The organism is Microcoleus sp. S13C4, assembly GCF_036700865.1.
Lineage (GTDB): Bacteria > Cyanobacteriota > Cyanobacteriia > Cyanobacteriales > Microcoleaceae > Microcoleus.
This window is the reverse complement of sequence record NZ_JAUBPS010000001.1, coordinates 73,893-97,591: the sequence shown is the minus strand read 5'-3', so window position 1 is coordinate 97,591 and position 23,699 is coordinate 73,893. Positions and strand designations below refer to the sequence as shown.

23 protein-coding genes are annotated in these 23,699 nt (G+C 47.2%); 8 read left to right on the top strand and 15 right to left on the bottom strand.

The genetic code is table 11. The annotated features are described in order from the left end of the window. Positions 1–27: 27 nt before the first annotated feature. Together xrtO and QT996_RS00425 are read left to right on the top strand one after the other, a co-directional pair. Positions 28–1,602, top strand: a complete 1,575-nt coding sequence (gene xrtO, locus QT996_RS00430) for an exosortase O (protein WP_333043865.1) — start codon at positions 28–30, stop codon at positions 1,600–1,602. Further along, complete coding sequence (locus QT996_RS00425; RefSeq protein WP_333043863.1) at positions 1,592–4,522, top strand: TIGR02921 family PEP-CTERM protein; 2,931 nt, start codon at positions 1,592–1,594, stop codon at positions 4,520–4,522. The genes xrtO and QT996_RS00425 overlap by 11 nt, the downstream gene beginning before the upstream one ends. Positions 4,523–4,727: 205 nt before the next feature. On the opposite strand, the gene QT996_RS00420 is transcribed toward QT996_RS00425, so the two are convergent. The 4 genes from QT996_RS00420 to QT996_RS00405 form a co-directional block, all read right to left on the bottom strand. After that, positions 4,728–5,030 (bottom strand): Rieske (2Fe-2S) protein, encoded by a 303-nt coding sequence (locus QT996_RS00420; protein WP_333043861.1) that lies wholly within the window; start codon positions 5,028–5,030, stop codon positions 4,728–4,730. 142 nt (positions 5,031–5,172) lie between these two features. Beyond that, positions 5,173–5,841, bottom strand: a complete 669-nt coding sequence (locus tag QT996_RS00415) for an HAS-barrel domain-containing protein (RefSeq protein ID WP_333043860.1) — start codon at positions 5,839–5,841, stop codon at positions 5,173–5,175. A 146-nt stretch (positions 5,842–5,987) separates the two neighbouring features. Continuing rightward, the gene (locus QT996_RS00410) at positions 5,988–6,179 is read right to left on the bottom strand and encodes an NAD(P)H dehydrogenase subunit NdhS (protein ID WP_332977793.1); all 192 of its coding nucleotides are present in this window, start codon (positions 6,177–6,179) and stop codon (positions 5,988–5,990) included. Between the two features lie 131 nt (positions 6,180–6,310). Further along, entirely contained in the window at positions 6,311–7,381 is a 1,071-nt protein-coding gene (locus QT996_RS00405; RefSeq protein WP_006631390.1) for an Mrp/NBP35 family ATP-binding protein, read from the bottom strand. Positions 7,382–7,571: 190 nt separating this feature from the next. Here QT996_RS00405 and hemF point away from each other — a divergent pair, with 190 nt between their 5' ends. Next, positions 7,572–8,615, top strand: coding sequence for an oxygen-dependent coproporphyrinogen oxidase (hemF, locus tag QT996_RS00400; RefSeq protein WP_333043857.1), 1,044 nt, complete (start codon positions 7,572–7,574; stop codon positions 8,613–8,615). A gap of 57 nt (positions 8,616–8,672) precedes the next feature. After that, positions 8,673–9,035 (top strand): STAS domain-containing protein, encoded by a 363-nt coding sequence (locus QT996_RS00395; RefSeq protein ID WP_006631392.1) that lies wholly within the window; start codon positions 8,673–8,675, stop codon positions 9,033–9,035. Positions 9,036–9,278: 243 nt separating this feature from the next. On the opposite strand, the gene QT996_RS00390 is transcribed toward QT996_RS00395, so the two are convergent. Further along, positions 9,279–9,899 (bottom strand): chromophore lyase CpcT/CpeT, encoded by a 621-nt coding sequence (locus QT996_RS00390; protein WP_333043856.1) that lies wholly within the window; start codon positions 9,897–9,899, stop codon positions 9,279–9,281. A 204-nt stretch (positions 9,900–10,103) separates the two neighbouring features. Between QT996_RS00390 and QT996_RS00385 the strand changes: the two genes are divergently transcribed. Next, entirely contained in the window at positions 10,104–10,232 is a 129-nt protein-coding gene (locus QT996_RS00385) for a hypothetical protein (RefSeq protein ID WP_333043854.1), read from the top strand. A 7-nt stretch (positions 10,233–10,239) separates the two neighbouring features. After that, complete coding sequence (gene psb29 / locus QT996_RS00380; RefSeq protein WP_333043852.1) at positions 10,240–10,953, top strand: photosystem II biogenesis protein Psp29; 714 nt, start codon at positions 10,240–10,242, stop codon at positions 10,951–10,953. Between the two features lie 247 nt (positions 10,954–11,200). On the opposite strand, the gene QT996_RS00375 is transcribed toward psb29, so the two are convergent. The 9 genes from QT996_RS00375 to QT996_RS00335 all read right to left on the bottom strand — a co-directional run bounded on the left by QT996_RS00375 (position 11,201) and on the right by QT996_RS00335 (position 19,354). Continuing rightward, positions 11,201–11,737 (bottom strand): late competence development ComFB family protein, encoded by a 537-nt coding sequence (locus tag QT996_RS00375; protein WP_006631395.1) that lies wholly within the window; start codon positions 11,735–11,737, stop codon positions 11,201–11,203. Between the two features lie 207 nt (positions 11,738–11,944). Further along, positions 11,945–12,886, bottom strand: a complete 942-nt coding sequence (locus tag QT996_RS00370) for a M23 family metallopeptidase (RefSeq protein WP_333044100.1) — start codon at positions 12,884–12,886, stop codon at positions 11,945–11,947. Positions 12,887–13,563: 677 nt separating this feature from the next. Next, positions 13,564–13,791 carry a hypothetical protein gene (locus tag QT996_RS00365; protein ID WP_333043850.1) on the bottom strand — a complete coding sequence of 76 codons (228 nt, stop codon included), beginning with the start codon at positions 13,789–13,791 and terminating at the stop codon, positions 13,564–13,566. A gap of 52 nt (positions 13,792–13,843) precedes the next feature. Then, positions 13,844–15,370, bottom strand: coding sequence for a phosphomannomutase/phosphoglucomutase (locus tag QT996_RS00360; protein WP_333043849.1), 1,527 nt, complete (start codon positions 15,368–15,370; stop codon positions 13,844–13,846). Positions 15,371–15,703: 333 nt separating this feature from the next. After that, positions 15,704–16,822 (bottom strand): D-hexose-6-phosphate mutarotase, encoded by a 1,119-nt coding sequence (locus QT996_RS00355; protein ID WP_333043847.1) that lies wholly within the window; start codon positions 16,820–16,822, stop codon positions 15,704–15,706. Between the two features lie 31 nt (positions 16,823–16,853). Then, entirely contained in the window at positions 16,854–17,030 is a 177-nt protein-coding gene (locus QT996_RS00350; RefSeq protein ID WP_333043846.1) for a hypothetical protein, read from the bottom strand. An 83-nt stretch (positions 17,031–17,113) separates the two neighbouring features. Further along, positions 17,114–17,851 (bottom strand): SDR family oxidoreductase, encoded by a 738-nt coding sequence (locus QT996_RS00345; protein WP_333043845.1) that lies wholly within the window; start codon positions 17,849–17,851, stop codon positions 17,114–17,116. Between the two features lie 165 nt (positions 17,852–18,016). Beyond that, positions 18,017–19,078, bottom strand: a complete 1,062-nt coding sequence (locus tag QT996_RS00340; RefSeq protein ID WP_333043844.1) for an NADH:flavin oxidoreductase/NADH oxidase — start codon at positions 19,076–19,078, stop codon at positions 18,017–18,019. A 36-nt stretch (positions 19,079–19,114) separates the two neighbouring features. Beyond that, complete coding sequence (locus QT996_RS00335; protein ID WP_333043843.1) at positions 19,115–19,354, bottom strand: glutathione S-transferase domain-containing protein; 240 nt, start codon at positions 19,352–19,354, stop codon at positions 19,115–19,117. 537 nt (positions 19,355–19,891) lie between these two features. On the opposite strand from QT996_RS00335, the gene QT996_RS00330 reads away from it, so the two are divergent. Next, the gene (locus tag QT996_RS00330; RefSeq protein ID WP_333043842.1) at positions 19,892–22,207 is read left to right on the top strand and encodes a cation:proton antiporter; all 2,316 of its coding nucleotides are present in this window, start codon (positions 19,892–19,894) and stop codon (positions 22,205–22,207) included. Positions 22,208–22,307: 100 nt separating this feature from the next. On the opposite strand, the gene QT996_RS00325 is transcribed toward QT996_RS00330, so the two are convergent. Next, entirely contained in the window at positions 22,308–22,520 is a 213-nt protein-coding gene (locus tag QT996_RS00325) for an Hfq-related RNA-binding protein (protein ID WP_333043840.1), read from the bottom strand. 312 nt (positions 22,521–22,832) lie between these two features. On the opposite strand from QT996_RS00325, the gene dapF reads away from it, so the two are divergent. Continuing rightward, positions 22,833–23,675, top strand: coding sequence for a diaminopimelate epimerase (gene dapF, locus QT996_RS00320; protein WP_333043839.1), 843 nt, complete (start codon positions 22,833–22,835; stop codon positions 23,673–23,675). Positions 23,676–23,699 lie beyond the last annotated feature (24 nt).

Here is a 23,699-nt window from a genome sequence, read left to right as displayed (position 1 = left end):
TGCTGAGCTAAGATGTCACCAATGTGAATGTCAAGCGGTATCATGCAGCGCACCAATATTCCCAATTCTGACCTTCCAGATGCTGTCAGTCCCAATTCTGGGGTGAATTTGGTTTGGCTGGCTCCTTGTTTGTTAGCTCTTGCTTGGTTTTGGGCCAATATCTCGGCAGCTAAGTGGTTGTTATCCTCGTTTGTTGAGATACCCACACTGTACAAGATAGTAATTGGTTTTTTGATTGTAGCATTAGTAGTGCGATCGACTGGGAGCTCCGTTAGCGCAGCCCTCGAAGAGGATCGCCCGCCCGGATTTTCGCCAAATTTCGTTTTGAGGCGATATCCGCTGCTGTTGATGTTGGGTGCGGGTATTTGCTCGATCGCCCTTCAGTGCATAATTGATATCAAACAATTTACTGTCCTGCTATTTATCCTAGGAACTTACGGGCTGTGCGGCTTATTGGTGGAGCCGAACTTTTGGCAAAAAAACTTACCAGTTGCGGGCTTGCTGGCTTGTATTTTACCATTTAATAGTCAGTTGAATAGCAGCTTAGGTTTGCCGGCGCGAGTGCTGACTGCTCAGGTAGTAGAAAAGTTGCTCTCTCTGCTACACATTGGGGCTATTTCTTCTTACGATATTATCGTTTTGGAAAACGGCATCGCTCACGTTGACGTGCCTTGCAGCGGCATTAAAACCCTCTTAGTCGGAACGCTATTTTTGCTAGCTGCTACCTGGCTGGAAGGGCGCAAATTTAGTTTAAGATGGCTAGGAGTCGGCGCTGCTAATCTCTTAATGTTGGTGTCTGCTAACGCTGCGCGGGTTGCCGTGTTAGTCCTGGTTTCAGAAGTTTTTAAACAGCCAAAAGTAGCAGAAATTATTCACGTTCCTCTGGGAATTGTCGGTTTAGTATGTGCTTGTTTTGTGACTTGGTTAATGCTGCAACGAGTACCGAAATTTCAGCTACAAAAAACCAGCGTTATTTCTGCAAAACCCAACTCAAAAATACTCACAAATCCCCCTTTAGCCAAAGCAGGAATAATAGCAGCAGTCACAGTTTTGGCAGTAATGGCTCAACTGTCTCATGTAGAAACGCCAAAAATGGCGATCGCACCTTTAAGATTACCTGAATACATTAAATCCGAGTCAATTCCCCTGAATCCTAGCGAACAAAAATTCTTTGGCAACTATCCAGACACGCAAACACAAAAAATCAGATTTGTCGCCGGCAACTTGCGCGGTTCCATGCTCACAGTAGCGAGCACATCCTGGCAAACTTATCACGCCCCCGAGTTGTGTTTTGTAGCGAGCGGAATTCCCGTCAATCGCATAGAAAAAAAACAACTAACTCCCTCAGTAACAGCGCGCTGGCTGTCTCTCAAAAACAACCAATTATCAGCAGTATACTGGCTGCAATCTGCACAGCTAACTACAGATAACTTCATGTCCCGTATCGGCAGCGACCTCACCCACAAAAATCACAATTGGGTGCTAGTTTCCATTTTATTTGACAGGTCGCTACAAGCAGAAAATCATGAAGTAAAAGAGTTTGCGAGTAATGTATACACTACAGTTAAACAAAGCTTACACGGAGAAATGAATGAAAATTAAACAGGGATTTGATGATTTTTTTAAAACTATTTTTTGGCTGTGGAATTTGACTTTTTTATCGATTGTTTACTTGGGTATTTTGCCTATTATAGGAGTGCCATTAATTATGGCGACACTCGATGGCATCATCCCCCTAGAGTTTTCTTTGACGATGGCAGCTACGATCGCAGTACCCACTGTATGTACTGTAGTAGGATCTAGGCGTTTTAGCGAGCAACCCCTGCAGCTAATGCGTTGGTTTTACGGCGTAGAAGCACCGCTATTTTTGCTGTGTTTGCTCCGCTTGTTCCTGCTACGAGAACTCACTCCAGCTAGTTCTCTAATTATCGCTACTATTGTTTTGTGCATTGCAGCATTTTCAGTGGAAATGCTGTACGGATATCTGGGTAAAAGAGAAAATTTTCAAAAGATTTCATATATTCAAAATATTTCATCTTCCCAGAATTTCGATAATAAACAGCCTCGTTTTTTAAGCTTAAGCGCAGACAATGGAAGTGCGTGGCTGCAATTAGGATGCCACAGTTTAATGCTAGTAGTTGGCATTTGGGCGGCCACATTGCTGATCTATTACGCTGTACCTGTGGCATTGTTTACACTTTATGGATTCTTCGCTGTAGTAATTGAATTTTTCAAGTTTACATGGGTATCACCATTTTGGGATATGTTTAGAGACGGGCAGTGGGTATATAGTTTAAGCTTGGGTTTAATTTGGATAGCGCTATCCTTGATATTCTTTGGTTTAACCTGTAGCTTATTCGTTGTTATGCCTTCGCTGTACGGCTTTCTCTACATTGATTCCGGGCGAAAAATATGGCAGACTTTTGCTGGACAATACGGGAAAAATAAAGCGCTAATCGGAAGTTTGGGAGTCATAGCAGCTTGGCTGGCTATTTTCTCCGCTTTGCAGCAGCAGCCACAAGTTGCAGCACTGAAAATGCTGGCGACTCCCCCCGCAAATGACACGGTTCGCCAAACTTTATTAGCCAAGTCTGATATGATTCGCTCCGGCTTAGTTAACGCTTATTTGTCTCCTTACCGCTACCTCAGCAGTGTGGGAGAAAACAACCACATTTATGAGATATACAAAAACACTTTGAATTTGCCTGACCAAGCGGCTCAAACGGTGCAGAACAGCTATAATTTTTTAATGTCACCGTTTTTGTATCAAGGCTCTAGTGCTGATGTGGAAAAAGCCGAAAAACTCTACGGCGAATTCTTCGATACCGAAGTGCAAAAAGGCGACACAGAAGCAGTAAAACACGCGGTGCAGTCAACATCAAACCGGGAAGAAGCTAAAGCTGGTTTGCTGAATGTCAATCAAGAAAAAGTATTGTTGCAGTCGCAAGAAGTGACCGTTAAAGAAAACGGCGACTGGGCTGAGGTTCAACTTTACGAAGTTTACGAAAACCAAACGCCCAACTTACAAGAAGTATTCTACTACTTTTCCCTGCCTGAAAGCGCCGCAGTTACAGGGATTTGGCTGGGAGATACTGGCGATTTAAACAACCGTTTTGTATTTACGGTATCGCCTAGAGGTGCGGCCCAGCAAGTCTACAACCAACAGGTGAGAGAAAGAGTCGATCCGGCTTTGCTAGAACAAATTGGTCCCAAACAGTACCGCTTGCGGGCTTTTCCAATCCCAGCTAAACGAGAATCCGCCCAAGCTGGCGAACCAAAGGAAATGCACCTGTGGCTTACTTACAAAGTCATGCGCCAGCCGCAGGGTTGGGCTATGCCTATTTTGGCTGAAAAACGCAACATTTTTTGGAACCAAAATACTCGCCGCACGATTGCTGGAACAGAGGTCGAGTACAGCGGGAAAGAAGCAAGAGAAACTTGGCTGCCACCCTTTTTGCCCGCAGTCGCACAGCAACCGTTAACAGCGCAGGAGGCGGTTCTACCGGGAGGAAATATCATTTCTGCTAAGCCGCTGACTGATGCAAATTACTCGCTACCGCAAGGCAAAAAATTTGCAGTTATTCTCGATACTTCCCGCAGCATGGCGACGGCAAATAAGGAATTAAAAGAGACTTTTGAATGGTTGAAAGCTAATGCAGCAGGCAAGAATGCTGTTAATTTGTATGTCGCCAGCGCTGCGGGAATGCCACCTAAGTTGGTGGAAGATGTACGCAATTTTGATGCTGGAAAGGTGCCATTTTACGGTACAATCCAGCTCAAAGATATGCTGCAACAGTTTGCACAGTTGCGGGGCGATAAAAGTTACGATACTGTATTTTTGGTGAGCGATCGCCACAGTTACGAATTGTCAGACGATCGCAAACCTAAACTTTCCATCTCTGCACCCCTATGGACAGTGCATTTGGGAGGTTTGCCCCCCGGCTACGACGACGCAACATTGAAGGTGATTCAAGATAGCGGCGGCGGAGTTGCTACAGATATGAAAGAAGCGATGCAGCGAGTAGCAACAACAGCAGCTTCGGGCGAATCTACAGTTAGCGTTGTTGACGGCTATTTTTGGAGTTATGCCAAAACCCCGCAGCCGAAAAAAACGGCAAAATCGGCGGCAGTTGCAGAGTCAAAAAATGCAGGAAATGAAGGCTTTAAACCGATAGCTGCGCGGCAGTTGATAACTGCACTTAGCAAGCAGAAAAGTTCAAATCAATTGACGCAACTGGATGCGATGCACGCAGTAGCTAAAAATTTCAAAGTTGTGACGCCTTATTCTTCGATGATTGTGTTAGTTAATGACGCGCAAAGGGAGCAGCTAAAAGCAGCGGAAGCTAAGAGTGATCGATTTGACAGAGAGGTAGAATCCGGTAAGGAACAGTTGAGTAAGCCGAATAATCCTCTGAATGTTTCGGGGGTTCCTGAACCGCAAGAATGGCTGCTGTTGGCGGTAGGTGCGATCGGGCTTTTGGCGGTTTTCCTCCGCCAGCGACGCGCGAAAATGGTAGGTTGAAAGTAAATCCGGGTTGGCTACTCCCTGGATGTTTCGGCGGTTGAAACCGCTACTACAAAAACCAAGTCTGCCTCCGTAGACTAACAGAGTGAGGGGGTATTTAAGCCGGACTTCATATCAAATATTAATTGACAGTCGTCTTGAGACGACTTTAGCTATGAGACAGGGGTTTAAACCCCTGTCGGACTTAACGACTAACGCATAACTAATCTATTTCTACAAAAACGCGATCGCCCTCAATCTTTACCGGATAAGATTCCAGGGAATCGCCTAGTGCATTCAAACATTTACCAGTATCTAACTTGTACTGATATTTGTGAAACGGACAGGTAATGATGCCGCTGCTTACCTTACCCATGTCGATCGGGTATTCTAAATGAGTGCAAGCATTGCGGTAACAAGTTACATTCATGCCTTGACGATTCAAAATCACTGAATTTTCGTCAACTTTTACCTTCAACACACCCCCTTCGGGAACTTGATTCAGCGGTGTTACCTCTACCCACATAAAATATTTTTCCTCAGAAAAAACCAGATCGGGACTGACGCAGAACCTAATTATGTAGGGTGCACTTTGCACACCTTACTGCTATCCGTAGCGTGTCAAGCCACTTTTGCGTAAGTCCAGATTATCTTATTCCAGCTTTTCCCTACGGATGAATCTGACTCAAAATCACCCTCAATCTGTCATAATCATCCTTCAACAAAACACTCAAACTCCTTCCCGCTTCCACCAACCAAGATCGATCGCGCATCCGCAACTGATAAATCTCCCGAATCGCCGCCGCCGTCAGCGCATCCACCGGCGCATTAGCCACCCCCAGCAGCGTCCTCAAAAAATCCAACTGCACCGTAAAATCCATCACCTCATCCGGTTCGCAGCGATAAACCGCCTGGTGAATTTGCGGCGGGCGCGGCGGCAAATACTGATAAATTTTACCCCTAGATGGGCCGTGGCCGTTCAACCTTTCCGGCGCAGCCTCATACCCGACAATCGCCACTCGAAACTCGGTTTTGAGCATCGCAAAAATCTGCGGTTGTTCTTCCCGCAACTCTTCCAGCGACAAACCCAAAGCGCGAGCTCTGTGCACCGAGTCGATCGGGCTAGTCGTAGCGTAATAAACCACGCCGTAAATTTGATTTTTCGACTCTTCATCCTCGGCCTTCACCCAACTCCCAAAAGGCGGCATCACGGGAAAGCTTAAGTCTTCCGGTTCCAAACATTGAGCCAAAAACTCCGAAGTTGCCGTCTCGATTACCTCAGCAATGCGATCGGGATGGCGCTCTTTTGTAGCAAATTGGGGTAAAGGTAAACGCATAATTTTAGTGATTAGTAATTAGTTATTAGCCATTAGTCATCAGTCATTGGTTTTGTGTTAGTTTTTAATGATCTTCAGTCACTAACCTGCTCTTAGCTAGCTTACCAATTACCAATGGCTAATGACTAATGACTGCTGACTACTGACTATTTCACGCGACCAGCCGTAGCATCGACAAGTTCCAACTGCGACAGGCGGAACGTAATCAGCTTGTCCCAATTCCCGCCTTCAAACAGTACCGCGACCTTTCCGTCGGTAACTCGCTGGACTTGTCCTTGAAAGGCGTAGTAAATCTCACCCTTATCTTTAACTCGAACTGCCGAACCTGGAAAAATCATAATTCTTTGAATGTTAAGTTTGCTGGTTATAGTTTACCTTTTCTCGTTTCTAGTTCCCAAGCAGAGCCTGAGAACTAGGCAAATCTTCGTGTACAGGAAGACGGGAGGCAAAGGCCAGAAACGAGAGTTTGTTAGGCTAAGGCTGCTACGGAAACTTTACCGGCAATGCGGCCCGCGATCGCCCGCAACTCCCTAGCTGAAGCAGAACCCGGTTGCCCCACCACAATCGGCACCCCCGAATCCCCGCCTTCCCGCAACGGAATTTCCAGCGGAATGCGGCCTAACAGCGGCACTCCCAACTCAGCAGCAGTCTTTTCCCCGCCACCAGAACCGAAAATATCGTATTGCTTGTCGGGCATATCCGGCGGCACAAAATAGCTCATGTTTTCCACAATTCCCAACACCGACACTCCCAACTGCTGGAACATCTTTAACCCCTTGCGAGAGTCCAACAAAGCCACAGTCTGCGGCGTCGTCACAATCACCACACCAGCCATCGGCACTGCTTGCGCCATTGTCAACTGCGCGTCTCCAGTACCCGGAGGCATATCGACAATCAGATAGTCTAAATCGCCCCAATTTACCTGATAGAGGAACTGTCGAATGATCCCGTTTAACATCGGGCCGCGCCAAATCACGGGCTGGTCTTTGTCAATTAAAAACGCCATCGACACTAATTTGACGCCGTAGTTGAAGGCGGGTTCGAGGCTTTCACCGCTTTTTCCGTCCCTAACCATCACTTTCGCGTCCCCCAAACCCAACATTGTTGGGTCATTGGGCCCATAGATATCCGCATCCAGCAAACCCACCTTAGCGCCGGTTTGCGCCAGCGCTACTGCCACATTTACCGCCACCGTGCTTTTGCCGACGCCGCCTTTGCCGCTGGAAATTGCGATAATATTTTTAACGCCTTCAATGCCTTGGCGATCGACCACTCCCTTCTGCTGCGGTGTTTCGGCTGTCACCTCCACCGCCACTTTTTCGACTCCTGGCAACTGTTTGACCGCTTTTTGGCAATCTTCGACAATAAATTCTCGCAGCGGGCAAGCAGGCGTTGTCAGCACTAAAGTAAAACTGACGACACCGCCGTCAATTTTTATGTTACGAATCATGTTCAATTCCACCAAACTCTTTTGTAGTTCGGGGTCTTGCACAGGTCGCAGGATTTCTAAGACTGAACTAACATCGAGTGTATTGGGCATTGTGTTCTCCACCATAGCTCTGCAATTGGGTTAGCGAATTTTCGATCGCAGGTTTAAGTATATTTTTATTGCTATTTTTTAATGTAACTTCATAGCGATCATTTGCAGACCTACGGTGGCATAATTACATGACGACTGGATTTGGGATTCATCGCCCATCTAAAACTCAAATCTGACAACAGAAAATTTTATGACAGTTTCTACAACACTTAAAACCGCCACTTCCCCGTTTTTGCCACCCGCTGACTCTAGAGCTAGAGTCAGCCAATTTATGAAAAGCCTACAAGACGAAATTTGTCAATCCCTCGAACAGCTCGATGGCCTGGGCAAATTTAAGGAGGACTCTTGGGAACGCTCCGAAGGCGGCGGCGGACGTTCTCGCGTCATGCGCGAAGGCGATGTGTTTGAACAAGGGGGAGTCAATTTTTCCCAAGTGTGGGGCGAAAGTTTGCCAGCTTTGATTCTGGCAAAGCACCCAGAAGCTGCCGGTCACGATTTCTATGCAACGGGTACTTCGATGGTGCTGCACCCTCGCAATCCCTACTTGCCTACGGTTCACCTAAATTACCGCTATTTTGAGGCTGGGCCGATTTGGTGGTTTGGTGGCGGTGTCGATTTGACTCCTTATTACCCGTTGGCTGAGGATGCAGCTCATTTTCACAAAACTCTGAAAGCAGCTTGCGATCACCACCATCCCGGATATTATCCGACATTTAAACTCTGGTGCGACGAATATTTTTACCTCCCCCACCGCCAAGAAACCCGCGGCGTGGGCGGACTGTTTTTTGACTACCAAAGCGCTCAAGGCGCGCTTTACCGCGACCATCATGTCAAAGGCAAGGCCGCTGAGTGCAGCAACAACATCGGCGTGCCGGAGCCTAGGACTTGGGAGTCGCTGTTCGCCTTCGTACAGGACTGCGGCCGGGCATTTTTGCCGGCTTACACCCCAATTGTTGAAAAGCACCGATCGAAAGAATACGGCGAGCGCGAGCGTAATTTCCAACTTTACCGCCGTGGCCGTTACGTTGAATTTAACTTGGTGTACGATCGAGGCACGACCTTTGGCTTGCAGACCAACGGACGCACCGAATCGATTCTCATGTCCCTGCCACCTTTGGTACGCTGGGAATACTGTTACGAGCCAGAACCCAACTCTCCCGAAGCCGAACTCTACTCCAAGTTCTTAAAACCGCAAGATTGGGCGAATTGGATGCCTCAGCAGTCACCGACCTGAGTTAAACTACTGGGACAGTAACCACCGCGATAGATAATAAATTTGAGGGAAGGGTCAGTGATTCATATTGATCAAAAAACCCACACGCTTCAAGACGGTACAACAGTTATCGTCTTAGCACCGACAGGACGGTTGGACATCACTACAGCTTGGCAATTCCGCCTCAAGTTGCAAGAGTGTATTTCCAAACTCAGCCGCCATGTCGTAGTGAATCTTGGTCAGGTTAACTTTATCGATAGTTCTGGCCTGACCTCACTTGTAGCAGGTATGCGGGATGCGGATAAAGTTAAGGGAAGTTTCCGCATTTGCAATGTTCATCCAGAAGCCAAACTGGTGTTTGAAGTCACCATGATGGATTCTGTGTTTGAAATCTTTGAAACGGAAGAAGAAGCTCTAGAGGGGGTGCCACGCGCAAGTTGAGCACTCCTGCTGGCATCGATTGCAGTGTCGCGGGTAATTTGAGCTTGAGGCTCACAAAATGCGCCGGAACCCTGCACAAGAACAGGAAGCAGGTAAATTCTTGCCAGCTTCCTTATGCTTTCTTCCTTTCTTGAGAGGTTGAGAGGTTCAAAACACTAAAGTAGAAGAATAGGTCAAGGTAAAGTCTTGCCTTCTATCGTAGATAGCTAAATCTTTCTTCCTTGTTTCTTGTTGCTTCTTGCTTCAAACCAATATCTCAGCAGCAAAATCCTGACGCTTGACAAATCTAAAAGGGCCCATTAAAGCTCCCCAGATAGCCTTGCCTGTCGTGGGGCTTATTCCTTTGTCGTAGCTGAGAAATTCCTCGCCTGCGGCTTCAAATCCCAAGTCTACTTGGTAATTTTGCCCCCCGTAGGCAAAGCCGCAGCGAGTGCCCTCCGGCAAAGATGCCCGAAAGCGATAGCTGTTTGAGGCTAAATTTTGCACCGCAACCGAGAGGGTGCAGCCTGGGAGGAGTTGGATTTGCTCCTTCGTTAGCTTTCCAAGCAAGTCGGGGTTGCAACCGGCTCCTTTGACGGCTGCGATATCCTTGAACATATAATACTGAGCTTCAATCAGTCCCGGCGCTATCTGTGAGTGCCTCAGTTGCACGATGCGGGGGCGGTATGGCTTGTCTAATTCCAGAATGTTAGCTTGTTCGGCAAACAGGGCAATGCTGGGTTCGGAAAATAAAGGAACGGGTAGTGGTCTTTGCCACAAACGAAGGTGGACGTACCACGCTGGCTCTGCTAGCGCTTGTTCCCGGTTGTCAAATTCGCCCGCCATGTACTGGGCTAAAGCTCTTAATTCAGGAGAAATTGTCATGTTTGTTTGATTTTTCAGAATTAGGGTTGACGAAAAAAACTTATTGTGATATGTAAGACCATATCTAGGCTGGGCAAGTCAGAAGATTAGATTTATGAGCGATCCCAGCTAAGCTATGATTGTAAAGATACTGGGTTTTTTCTATCCTATTGCGACATATTAATTGTTGCTGCCGATCGCGCGTAAAATATTTTTGATAAAATTTTGTCTCGCAATCCGGCGGCAACGCTTAAAAAACTGGCAATTTTTGTCAGCCCGATCGCAGAAGTGACTCCCCCGACTTTACTCACGCCGCGCTGGCACGCCCGCTACGGCAAAATTATTTATCTATAAGACTCAGGTGAACAATAACCGTACTGTTTCAGATACTAAGCGAAGTTTCTATACGATTCACACTCGACCGATCAACTCAATTTACCGTCGAGTGGTGGAAGAGTTGATGGTAGAAATGCACTTGCTTTCGGCAAATGCCGATTTTCAATACGACCCGATTTATGCTTTGGGTGTAGTGACAGCTTTTGATCGATTCATGCTTGGGTACGCCCCAGAAGCCGACAGAGTTTCGATTTTTAACGCTTTGTGCAAGTCCCTAGAAGACGATCCAGAGCGCTACAAGCAAGACGCTCAGCGATTGGAAAGCTTGGCAGATAGACTTTCCGGCCAAGAGTTGCTCTCGTGGCTCGATCGTTCCACCAGCTTTGAAGATACAGCGGATTTGCAAGCGTCTTTAGGGGCGATCGCCAGCAACCCTCAATTTAAGTACAGTCGCTTGTTCGCGATCGGTTTGTTCTCGCTATTAGAAAAAGCTGACCCTAACTTAGTAAAAGACCAAGAAACGCGAAACGATGCGATCGCCAAAGTCAGTGCGACCTTGCACCTGCCTGAAGACAAAGTTAGCAAAGATTTAGATTTGTACCGCAGCAATTTGGAAAAAATGGCCCAAGCGCGAATAGTGCTTCAAGATGTCATCCAAGCCGAACGGAAAAAACGCGAAAAGCGAGAAACAAAAGTTACCGCTGGCCCCTCGGCAGACTCTTCTGACAGCAACAATTAATCCTTTGAAGGATGAAGGAAGTTCGGCAACGGATTCTATAACGGATGTAACAGATGTCAGGAACAAGGAAGAAGGAAGAGGGAGTTTTTTATGTTTTACATAAAATAGAAAACTCTTAAATTTTAATTTTTTGTTCTTGAATTCAGGCTTCAGGCTTCAGATGAATCTTGCTGGCTCAGAAACTAAAAATCCCGCTTTCTGAATTGAGCGGGATAGACTTAACTAAAATAGAGCTGTTGGGGTCGTACTAAGGCTGTGGCTCAAAATTAGTGGCGTTAGCTTGCAGCCAAGTGCTTAGCTGGGAAAGAACCTCGTTGCCAGAAGACTTGCCCAAAGCTGTGGGGTTTGGGGTGTCGGGCCTGTCCAAGTTGCGAGCGATCGCTGCGTTGACTTCTTTGGAAATCAAATCGTGAAGTTGCTCTTTAGCCCTAGCCCTTTGAAAGTGAGCCCCCTCTTCCGTCGTAGCGTACAGAGGTGGCAGCCTATTTAAAGCATAAGCTGCAATATCTCCCACATCTAGACTCAGGTCGCTCGTCGCTTCAATTTCGGCCACCCTAGCGATCGCATCGCTAAGCACCAACTCTTCCATCACGTTGATGAACTGTTTGCGTGGCAGTACCACCACTTCGCCAGTCAACAAAGATCCCATCAGACGATCGAGAGCCATATACTCTTCGATCGACAATTCCGAAGCCGTATTGCAGATCCGTCCCACCTCAGCTTCCATAGACGGCGTTAAATAGCCATCCTGTAAAGCCTGTTCAACAATTTTTTCAATACTCATATATGCGTCCCCGCTCAACGGCATCATCAATAAAGTTTTGTGAAGACGCGATTGTTAGCGTCTTGAGATTCGAGTTTTGAGAGTTGAGTTGAGAATTTTTATACAAATCCTAACTCAATAGTGATAACCCATAAAGTTATCTGCACACCCCAGCCACAAACTTACCCCATAATTGACTGATAAATTCGTCAAAATCCGTAAGAAGTCCTACTCAATTCCCTGAAGTCGCCAAGGTACAGGATCGACGCACTGCCCGTGCACATAAAGTCCCCAGTGCAGGTGAGGACCTGTCGCAGCCCCCGTTGACCCCAGAGCACCAATTACTTGACCCGCTTTCACGACATCGCCTTCCTTGACATCAATCCGGCTGAGGTGCATCAAAATACTTGCTACGCCTTGACCATGGTCGATACCAACGACGTTGCCGTGGATTTTGAACCCTTGCGATTCGCGTCCCACGAGAGACACCCGACCTGCTGCTGGTGCGACTACAGGGGAACCGTAAGCACCCGCGTAATCAACGCCGCGGTGGTAGTAGTCTTGAGCAAATACCCCATTATAATAACGTCGCACCCCGTAAATAGTAGTAATTTCGCCGGAGTTGGGGCGCAACAATTTGCCGTCCCAAAATTTTTCGGGTGTCACCAGTGCTTTAAATGCGTCTACGCGATCGAACTCCGCATCTGTACCTTCCTCGTCTTTCCCAGGCGGTAGCCAGATGGATTGAGTGGGAAAATCTCGCGATCGAACTTTTACGCTCAACTTCTGCACTTGTCCATCACCTGTGACTTGGATTTGGCGGGTACCGGGTTTCTCTACCGGCGTCGTCGGCAGCAATGCCCGAAACCGCCCGTTGCCGATGGGAAATGCGGGGTAGTTTTTTTCCTGTAGAGAAACTTTGGGAGTTTGCCCGCCGTTACCGTCAACCTGAATCATTACTGACAGGGTATCTCCCAGTTCGGGATTTGTCGGCGTCACAACTACCTGCAAAGCTTGCACTGGCAGGGCAAAACTTAGAATGCCAGCAACAATTCCCCCGATCGAACTGGCGGTTAACTTGTTCGCTTTCAACTGCCCCCACTGCAAAATCAGACCCGTAACTATTTCCGCACTTAGCCCGCCGTTGCCTCGATTCACAGTCATTATCATCACTAGCCGTCCTTAACCCTTCTCTCGCTGAGATTTTTTCAACTATCTAGACTAACTATAGCAATCCTCAATGAGCCGAAAGAAACAGCCGTAGGTAAAAATCTTGGGAAACTCAAAGATTTGGAGATGAGAGACTAACTTAAATAAATACTTAACAACACTCAAAAATTTGACCAGGTGATCATACTCTCGCACAAATCCCGTTGCATTCATCAAGTCCAAGATTTACAATACTTCGTACAGTTTCATTGCCCACGCATAGGTAGCTATAAACCCGGTTTCTACGAATTTTGCGACGAGTCCGGAAAAATTTAGGAAGAAACCCGGTTTCTGAAATCTGTCGGCCTCAGCCCCCGCTTGCGTTTTTATGTCGTAGCATCAAACCCTTGATTTTCACTTTGGCTGATAGCGTGCTTCGTAAGCGTTGCTTGCAGCTATTGGGTCGCCCTGAAACCTTTATTCTCAGGTAGGCGCTAAAAAACTAGCTGTCCGAAGTGTTGCTGCTGTTAAATCACTTCTTTCTTGACCATTTACTTTCCTAGAACATTCCTAAAACTCTCTAGTTAGAGTAGCCTCTTTTGGAGAAATTAGTATTAATTACCCATTTTTAGGCCTCCATTTTAAAATGGATGGTATGAGATAAAAATTGAAAACTGCTATAGTCTTATCACCTAGATTTATAGAGATTCAAAGGCAGCAGTGAAACCATCTAATGTCAAGCATTCTTCCATAAATTCCTCTACATCATTGACATTCTCAAGCTGATATTCCATGATGCGTTGACCATCGCCTTTCATCTTTTTGGAAGAGGAAGGCGTGGCCGGATATTTGGCAGCGATCGCTTTGAAAGCTTTGGAATGGGTATCCCAGCTTTCAGCAGAACATTTTATGATTAAAAGCCACATGATTAAATTCCTCCTTGGGTTGGGTTTACTAATAGTCTGACACGAGTAAAACTTAGATCGATAGTGCCGATAAATCAAGGGATTCTGTTGTTTGGAAAAAAGCTAAAAGCCGAGCCACTATGCGAGCGACACCACCCTTAACATTAGACTCAACATTCAAAGGCATCACCGGATCGTGGAGTGATAAGCGTAACAGAAACCAGCCGGATTCGCTAGCTGACGTGCAGGAAATTCGTAGACCTTCGTAGTTATTGGGAACGATTTTCCAGTCTGCTTGCGTTGAGACAAATTCTTGCAGTTGCTCAATAACACGATATCCTTGGGCTTGGAAATCATCCCCACTAAGTTTAATCCGAAATTCTGCACTTTCTTCTGGCTCGTTTAAATTTGCAATTAAATCGGGCAAAGATTGATTTGCTAGCTTGGATTTAGCCAATTCAATCAATAATTTGCTGACTAAATAAGCGCCATCATCCAGAAAGTAATTTTCTTTCAAAGCTCCATGTCCCGATGTTTCAATCGCCAGCCATGATTCCTGTCCAGATTCATTGAGGCGAATCGACTCGTCAATCACATTTTTGTAGCCGCGCTTAAAGCGATGGTGAACCCCTTTTAAATCTTGTTCGATGAAGTGCGTTAATCCATCGGAGGTGATAGAATCGGTGACAATGGTAGAGCCTGGGTGTTCTTGTAATACGATCGCCGAAATCAAGGCAATTAAGCGATTGCGATTGAGTTCCTTGCCAACTTGATCGACGGCAGCACTGCGATCGACATCGGTATCAAAAATAATCCCAAAATCAGCTTGGTGTTCACTTACCGCTTGACAAATTGACTGCATTGCCTGTTTATCTTCTGGATTTGGCACATGATTGGGGAAAGTACCATCGGGTTCTAAAAACTGACTGCCCGTGGTGTCTGCACCTAAAGGCTTTAAGACTTTATCAACATAAAAACCGCCAGCACCATTGCCCGCATCCACAACAATTTTTATTCCTGTTAGTGGTTGCTCAAAATTATCGGGATGATTGACTGATTCCCTAATTTTTGTGACAAATTGGTTAGCATAAACTGAGATAAAATCATGCTTTGTAATCTTACCGGGCAATGAGGCGGGCTGAAAGTAATTGCTTTGGGCTACTGCTAAGATATCTGTAATATCCTGCTTTTGTAACCCACCTTTGGCAGTGAAAAACTTTAAGCCATTTCGATTAAATGGCAAATGGCTAGCAGTGAGCATAATCGCGCCGTCGCAATCAAAACCAGGGGTAATGGTACTCATAAACATGGCGGGGGTTGAAGCCATTTCAAAGTCGTATACGGTTGCACCAACTGAGGCGATTCCCTCCATGACTGCTTGCATTAAGGTTGGCCCTGATAGGCGACTGTCACGCCCGATCGCGATCGTTAATTCTGCCGCTGACTTATTGACTTTTTGCACCAGCCAACTGACAAAGGATTTACCTAAGATTGTCGCAATTTCGGGCGTTAGGTTGACTTTTTCATTGGGAACGCCTTCGAGGGCGATACCGCGAATGTCTGATCCATTTTGAAGTTTTGTCCAGTTAAAGATTGGCATAATACATTGATGGTAAGTAAAAAGATCGGAGTCGGCGGTTGAAACCGATCATACAAAGTTTTGTCGGTGGCTAGACGGTTCGACTCAGCTTAGCCGAACGTCTTTCGCGGACTAAAAAATAAACAGGGGAGAAATTTTTGATTTGGTATTATTAGTCATTAGGGTGACAGAGTTTTTCAATTCAATCAGCTAATCGGCATTTAAGTTGTATTTAAAGAAACAATCCCAGTCTTGTGGGTGGGATTTGAGCAACGCCCAAAATATCCAATTGAAATGTTGAACAGCTTACTGGGAATGTTGGCCCCATCACCGCTAAGATTAAGCTCTAATTCCTTAGTCGCGTTCAACGCTGTAAATTGCCTGCAAGCGGAACTCACCATGAGGGGGAACTTCCACAATATCTGTAGCTGCATTGGTCGTTTCTACGCAGAGTAAACGCTGATAATCTGCATCATCAAGGTCGGCCATATTTGCAGAAATTGTCACCCAGGGATTCCACACTACGACGGATTTACTACCCGATGATTTAATGCGAATACGGCGATTGAGGGCGCTATCGTCAATTACTAATTCATTGGTGGCATCGAGATAAATGCGATCGACTTCACCTGTTACTACCACTGCACCCACTTGAGTTTTTTCGACACCACCATCCGCTTTATCAAGATACTGGCTATTTTCTAAACCTAAAACCTGCACGCGGTTGATATCGCCGACTTGGAAATAGGTGTGGAAAGCTTGGGTGAGGGGAAATGCTTTGTCACCTAGATTGCGGGTGATTAATTCTACAGTGAGGCTGGTGCCGATCGTAATTGCGATCGCCAGTTCAAAGGCTTGGGGCCAAATTGCTCTAGTTTCATCGGTATCCTTGAGTCCTAGAGTGACTTTGGTTGCGCCGTCTGGAGTTGTGGCGGTTTCTAGCACATTCCAGAGGCGATTCCGCACGAATCCATGACTCGGACGCCCCAAGGCTTCGGGATCGGGGCCAAACCAGGGCCAACAGATGGGTATACCGCCTTTGATGGCTTTCCCTTCGGCGTAGTAGGCTTTTTCGCTGAGGAACATCAAGTCTGTGGTTTCGGGGGCGGGTTGAAAGGAGAGCACTTGACCGGAATACACAGAAATTAAGGCTTTGGCTTGACCGTTGTCGATGTGAATCATCGGGAAACCACCCTTTCCGGTGGCGAAGGTGAGGTTCCCGGCAATGCCGTAGTCTGTGTTTAATTGGTCAATACTCATGCTGTTGGCTTGGTGAATTGCTTTACAATTATCCGATATTATGGTTGCTAGATTGATTAGATTGTTGAGTTGGATGGGGGAAGGTGCGATCGACACAACCATGCCCTCCGACAAACAGATGGGAAGTGCCAACTGATCGCGAGGCGATGTGCGATCGAACCCACCGGCACAGCTTGCTGAGTTCTCCGTAAGCAAGCTAATGCCGCAGTTCATCAAAACACGGCGCAGCCGCAAAACTCCGCATCTATTCGAGGGTTATTTCACGCGGCAATGGCCAAGGATGCGCCCAAAACAGGGCAAAGAGCGCTGTCCGACTGACTGCATCGGCTAGCGTTCGCATCGAAACTTCACTTGTCAGCGGCGGAGTTTCGCCGAAACCCGGTAAGTCCACTGCGATCGCTTCCGCTTCGGCGTTACTCAATCAAGCTATGGATGACCCAGGAACAGTTCAGCCGTTGGGTTAAATTCAGTTGAGTCGCTCGACTCTCATGCGATCATCCCACTTTACAACTCCTGACGAGTCGGACGGATGATCATTTCGTTGACATCCACATCACCGGGTTGCTCGATGGCATAGGCGATCGCCCGGGCGATCGCATCCGCATCAATGGCGATTGAATACAACTGATTCACCCCTGATGCCGTATCACCATGAGTGATGGTACTGGTTAACTCAGTGGCAACCGCACCGGGGGAAATATTGGTAGAACGAATTTCACCGTTTGACTCCAGCCGCAGCCCTTCGGAAATCGCTCGCACGGCATACTTGGTAGCGCAGTAAACTGCCCCCGCCGGAAATACTTTGTGTCCTGCAACAGACGACAAGTTGATTACGTGTCCAGACTTCTGTTGGCGCATAGTCGGCAGCACCGCAGCGATGCCGTAAAGTACGCCTTTAATGTTGACATCAATCATTTGATCCCACTCATCGACCTTAATCTGGTCAAGGGGAGACAGTGGCATTAAACCCGCATTATTGACCAGCACATCAATGCGCCCATAGGTTTCCAGCGTTGCGTCCGCCAATGCTTGCACTTGGGCGCGATCGGCAACATCGGTGATTCGATAGGCAACGGTGCCACCTGTTTTTTCGATGGCAGCCACCAATTCCTTGAGTCTATCTTCGCGGCGGGCAGCAAGCATCAGTTTGGCTCCGCTGGCGGCTAAACGATGAGCGGTGGCTTCACCTAAACCACTACTTGCTCCAGTAATGATGACAACCTTGTTTTGAATCTCAGACATATTCACTCCTGTTAATTGATTAAATCGGCTCACGTCACGGCGATGGGAACGTGCCTTGTACTTGAGGCCGCATCAAAAAAGCCTTTATTGAGCGACTGGTTTACAGAAACACTAAAACAGTGATTCCTAGTGGATTTGTGTAAAACCGATCGCAAATCCGCTTAATTACCAAGCGCGATCATATTGAATTGGAGCAGGCACCGATTGACGTAGTTGCTTCGCAGCCCGCATCGGCCAATAAGGATCGCGCAGCAGTTCTCTGGCAAGTAATACCATATCTGCTTGACCTGTACGGATGATTTGGTCAGCCTGGGCGGGTGCAGTAATCATACCAACTGCTCCGGTGGCGATGTTGGCTTCGCGTCGAATGCGATCGGCAAAAATAGTTTGATAACCTGCACCCGTCGGAATCTTTTCACCCGGTACAATTGCGCCTGATGAACAATCGATTAAATCAACGCCCAGTGACTTTAATTTATCGCTGAGTGCAATACTTTGTTCAATGTCCCAACCATTTGGAACCCAATCGGTTGCAGAGATGCGAACCCAAAGCGGTGTTTGATCGGGCAAAACATTTCGCACCGCTTGCACAACTTCACATAAAAACCGGATGCGATGCTCAAAACTGCCACCATAGTCATCAGTCCGTTGATTGCTCAAGGGAGACATAAATTCATGCAGTAGGTAGCCGTGAGCCGCATGAATCTCGATTACGTCAAATCCGGCTTCGAGGGCGCGTTGAGCTGCGTTGACAAAGAATGCGGTCTGCTTCTGAATGTCTTCGATACTAAGAGCGATCGGGGCGGGGCTATCGGGAGCAAATGGAATGGCGCTAGGGGCGATCGAAGTCCATCCTCCTTGAGATTCCGAAAGCACATCGCCCCCATCCCACGGAGGTGCTGTACTGGCTTTTCGACCTGCATGAGCAAGTTGAATTCCAGCAACCGCACCGTTGCGGTGAATTAACTCGACGATTCGCGCCAACATTTCAATGTGAGCATCGTCCCATATTCCCAAATCTTGCGGCGTAATTCGTCCTTCAGGCTCTACTGCCGCTGCTTCAGTCATGACAAGCCCTGCCCCTCCTACGGCTCGACTGACAAGATGAACCAAATGCCAATCATTCGCGAATCCATCAACGCTTGAATATTGACACATGGGAGAAACTGCAATGCGATTGCGGAAGCTAACGCCACGTTGATCGAATGGCTCAAATAAATGCGACATGGTTGTAAAGCAGTGAGTTATATAAATGCACAGATGTCAAGTACAGACTTTCTTCACACTGGGAAGTTGACTGACCTCATTCCACCAAGTCCGCAGCTTCGGAGTTTGAGCGATCATTGCTTCGTACTCTGGGGTTTGCGATAGGTAGGTGAAGACGGGAATTAGGTAGAAATCGGCAATGCTCAGTTCGTGACCGAGCTCATACGGGTGTCCTGCAGTTAGGGAGTCGATCGCCTCCTGTGCAGTCTTTACAGGTGCGACGGCAGCTTTGTCCAACCTACATCCCGAAGGGACTGGTCATTTTGAGGTCTCAAGAGCAACGACACAATTACTTATCCAAAACCTAAATCTTTATGGTTATCAAAATCGGGAATTACTGGAAAAAAACACAAAAGTGTCAGAGTAATTATGTAGTAGATTGGGTAAATCTGCAAGCATGGCTTGACTAGAAACGATTTCAACTAATCTTTTTTACCGATCGCCGATCGGTGAACGTACACAATTATAAAATCGCTCAGTCCAAAAAAGTAATCAACACCACTCCACCCAGCCTGCAATTGATTAAAAAAAGTAACTTAATTTAATCTTTCCGCCATCATCGGCTTGAGGTGAAACATTACCCCCAATCAAGCCCCAATGCCTCGATCAACTTGCAAGAGGTTAAGCTTTTGGTGAGGTGTGAAACTCTTTGGTATCAGAAAATACCTCGTTCTCTAGTTGCAGTTGCCTTGGCTCCCCAACTACAGTCAACGACGCAAACATAGTCAACACATTAGAGACTATAATATAACTTTATACTTTTTTCATAAAGTTGTGCAAGAAGACTTCCGACTGATCGTTGACTTAGTTCTAGTTCTCGCTGCTGCCGCAGCAGGAGGACTCTTTGCATCGTTATTGCGACAGCCGGTAATTCTCGGCTATCTCCTGGGAGGGATCGTAGTGGGGCCGGCCGGTTTGGGGCTGATAAAAGAATTAATTCAGGTAGACACCCTGGCTGAATTCGGGGTTGCCTTTCTGTTGTTTGCCTTGGGAGTGGAATTTTCCTTCGCCGAACTCCAGAAAGTTAAAGCCATTAGTTTGGGCGGGGGGGGTTTGCAAATTGTCCTGACGATCGCCTTTACTACTGCAATTTCCTTGGCTGTAGGCTGGGTAGAATCGCCCGCTCAAGGCGTGTTTTTAGGAGCGATTCTGTCGCTTTCTTCGACAGCAGTTGTACTCAAGTGCTTGATGGAACGCAATGAAGGCGGTACTTCCCACGGTCAAGTCATGCTGGGAATATTAGTAGTTCAAGATTTGGCTTTGGGGCTAATGTTAGCAGTTTTGCCGGCACTCAATCAGCCAGCAGAAGCGATCGGCATGACGGTAGCGTGGGCCCTGCTGCGGATCGGGTTATTTGCTGCCGGTGCTGTAGTCGCGGGCATTTGGATCGTACCGCAGTTGCTGCGCTACCTGGCTAAAACAGAAAGCCGGGAACTGTTTTTACTGGGAGTTGTGGTTTTGGCTTTAGGGATTGCGCTGCTGACAGAATATTTGGGTTTTTCGATCGAGATGGGCGCATTTGTGGCGGGTTTGATGATTTCAGAGGTTGAATATGCCGACCAAACTCTCACTTATGTCGAGCCTTTGCGAGATATTTTTGCATCCTTATTTTTTGTCACCATCGGAATGTTAATTGACCCGATGTTTTTGTGGAACCATCTAGAATTAATTCTGGGACTGGTATTTCTAGTATTTGTCGGCAAATTTTTGATTATAGCGCCGATCGTCCGACTATTTGGCTATCCGCTAAAAACAGCATTGATCGCAGGTTTGGGCTTAGCTCAAATAGGAGAATTCTCCTTTGTACTCGCTAGTTCCGGCCAAGTTATGGGGCTGGTTTCGCGGAACGTTTACCTATTAATTTTAGGCACCACAGCAGTCACCCTCGTCCTGACTCCATTTGTATTGAGAAGCGTGCCACAGTTATTGAAATGGGCGGAAAATTTCGGGCCTTTGCAGCGCTATTTTGACGAAACATCTCAACCTGTGGCAATAGCTGAAACTTTGCCGGAACAAAATTATGTTGTGGTTTGCGGCTATGGGCGAGTCGGTAGAATTTTAGTCAAAATGCTGCAAAGCCGCAACTGTTCAGTTGTGGTGATCGACGAGTCAGAAAGTAGAATTCAAGAGTGTAGAGTGCAAGGAATTCCTTACATTTACGGGAATGCTGCCAGCTTGCACGTATTGGAAGCCGCCCGGGTGGAACGGGCAAAAGCCATGGCGATCGCCCTTCCCGATCCCATGAGCACTCGCTTGTGTCTGAAGCGGGCTTTAGAATTAGTCCCGGATTTGGATATTGTGGTGTGCGCGAACCAAGATAAAGACATCGAACTGCTTTACCAACTGGGGGCATGGGAAGTCGTGCAGCCCGAGTTTGAAGCCAGTTTAGAACTGTCTTCCCACTTGCTGGCTGGCATGGGACTCTCGGCAATGGCGATCGGGCGGGATGTACAGCAAATTCGCAGCAGCCGCTATCTGGAATTGCGGCCACCGCGCGAACCTTTGGCGATTTCGCGGGATTTGAAAGTGGCGGTACGAGATATGAACAGCGAGTGGTACAACTTGCCGTTAGGTTCTCCCATCGCCAGTATGACTCTGGAAGAAACTAACTTGCGGCAGTTGACAGGGGTCAGTGTGATGGCGATCGTCCGCAAAGATGGCGAGGAAATTGATTATCCCAACGGCAAGACAGCTTTGCAGTCGGGCGATCGACTTTTTGTAGTGGGAGAACCGGAAGAACTCATCAGTTTTGAGTTGCTGGCGAAGGGGGAAGTTGCAGTGCCGCAGGGCGACAGTTCTTGCCAGTGGCTGAGGTTGCCAGCAAACAGCCCTTGGGCGGGCAAAAAACTGTCAGAGGTAGATTTGCTGACCCAGTACGGGGTGCAGGTGCGGGCGATCCGCCGGGAAGGGAAATTTACTCGCTGGCCCGACGGAACTAGCAATTTGCAAGAAGGCGATCGTTTGCTGCTGTGCGGCGGCTTCTACGAGCTCGGCTTGATGCAGCGGACGGCCTCACCACCGATGCCGCAACCTGCTTTAAAGCTGCCTTTGGTCAAGGTTCAAGTCAGCGAAAAGCTGTTTAGCGATTAGGGAAGGAAGAGGGAAGAAGGAAGAAGGAAGAAGGAAGAGGGAAGAGGGAAGAAGGAAGAGGGAAGATTTTTCCCATCGCCCCGTCTCCCCCTCCCCACTCTCAGCCGTTGGGTTTGAGATAAGCAATTGCTGGCCGCGAGATCAGAATTTGTGTTTCTGAGGGATCTAGGAGGCAAATGCAGCTATTATCCTGCCAAAAAATTCTGCCAGCTACTAAGTCGCCGGTCAGGAGTTTGATCTCCACGTGTTGTTTGTCTTTGATGTAGCTTTGTATTAAGCGAACGCTGGGCAATCCGGTTTCAAATTCAGACATAGTTCAGAAAAATATAGTCAAATATTACCTTAAACCATATTCTTCTGTTTATACCGTTTAAACCTTACTGCCACAATTACAAGTGCCTGTACCCGATGACAGAGAAACCCATTGACGGTTACTTTTCTACCGATATTCATTGAGCCATTGACATCAGCATTAATTAGATATCCCTGTAGAGTTGTAAAAATTATATTTGTTGATATTTGACTAGAAAGGACTATAAATTGCATAAAGTTTTATAATACTAGGAAATGGGTAATTGTGTCATCAAATTATCTAATCCGTTTTAACCAAAAGAGGTTTGTTTTTATGCCGATCGAGTTTGCGAAGTATCAGGGACTGGGAAATGATTTTATTCTGATTGACAACCGCCACTCGTCAGAACCAGCGATCACGCCAGAACAAGCTGTGGATTTGTGCGATCGACATTTCGGGATTGGCGCAGACGGCGTGATATTTGCTCTTCCGGGTCAAAATGACACTGACTATACGATGCGGATTTTTAACTCCGACGGTTCGGAACCGGAAATGTGCGGCAACGGGATTCGCTGTTTGGCTAAGTTTATCGCCGATTTGGAAGGGTCAGAGGCGAAAACTCAGTACCGCATCCACACTCTGGCGGGTGTGATTAGCCCGGAATTGCGATCGGACGGTCAGGTGAAGGTGGATATGGGAGTTCCCCGGCTGCTGGCTGCGGAAATTCCGACAACTTTAGCCGCATCGGATGCCAAAGTTATTGATGTGCCGATCGAAGTTGCTGATAAATCTTGGTCTGTTACCTGCGTCAGCATGGGCAATCCTCACTGCATTACGTTTGTAGAGGATGTTTCGGCTGTTGCTTTAGAAACTATCGGGCCTCAATTCGAGCACAACCAAGCCTTCCCGCAGCGTACCAATACCGAATTTATTCAAGTGATACGTTCAGACTATGTAAAAATGCGGGTGTGGGAAAGAGGCGCGGGTGTTACTCTAGCTTGTGGGACTGGTGCTTGTGCTGCTGTGGTAGCTGGGGTGTTGGTAGGGAAGTGCGATCGGGCAACTGCGGTTGAACTCCCCGGCGGCGTTTTGGAAATCGAATGGGCAGAAATTTCTGGGCGGATTTACATGACCGGCCCGGCACAGCGAGTATTTACTGGTTGTATTAGTGATTAGTGATTAGTCATCAGTCATCAGTCA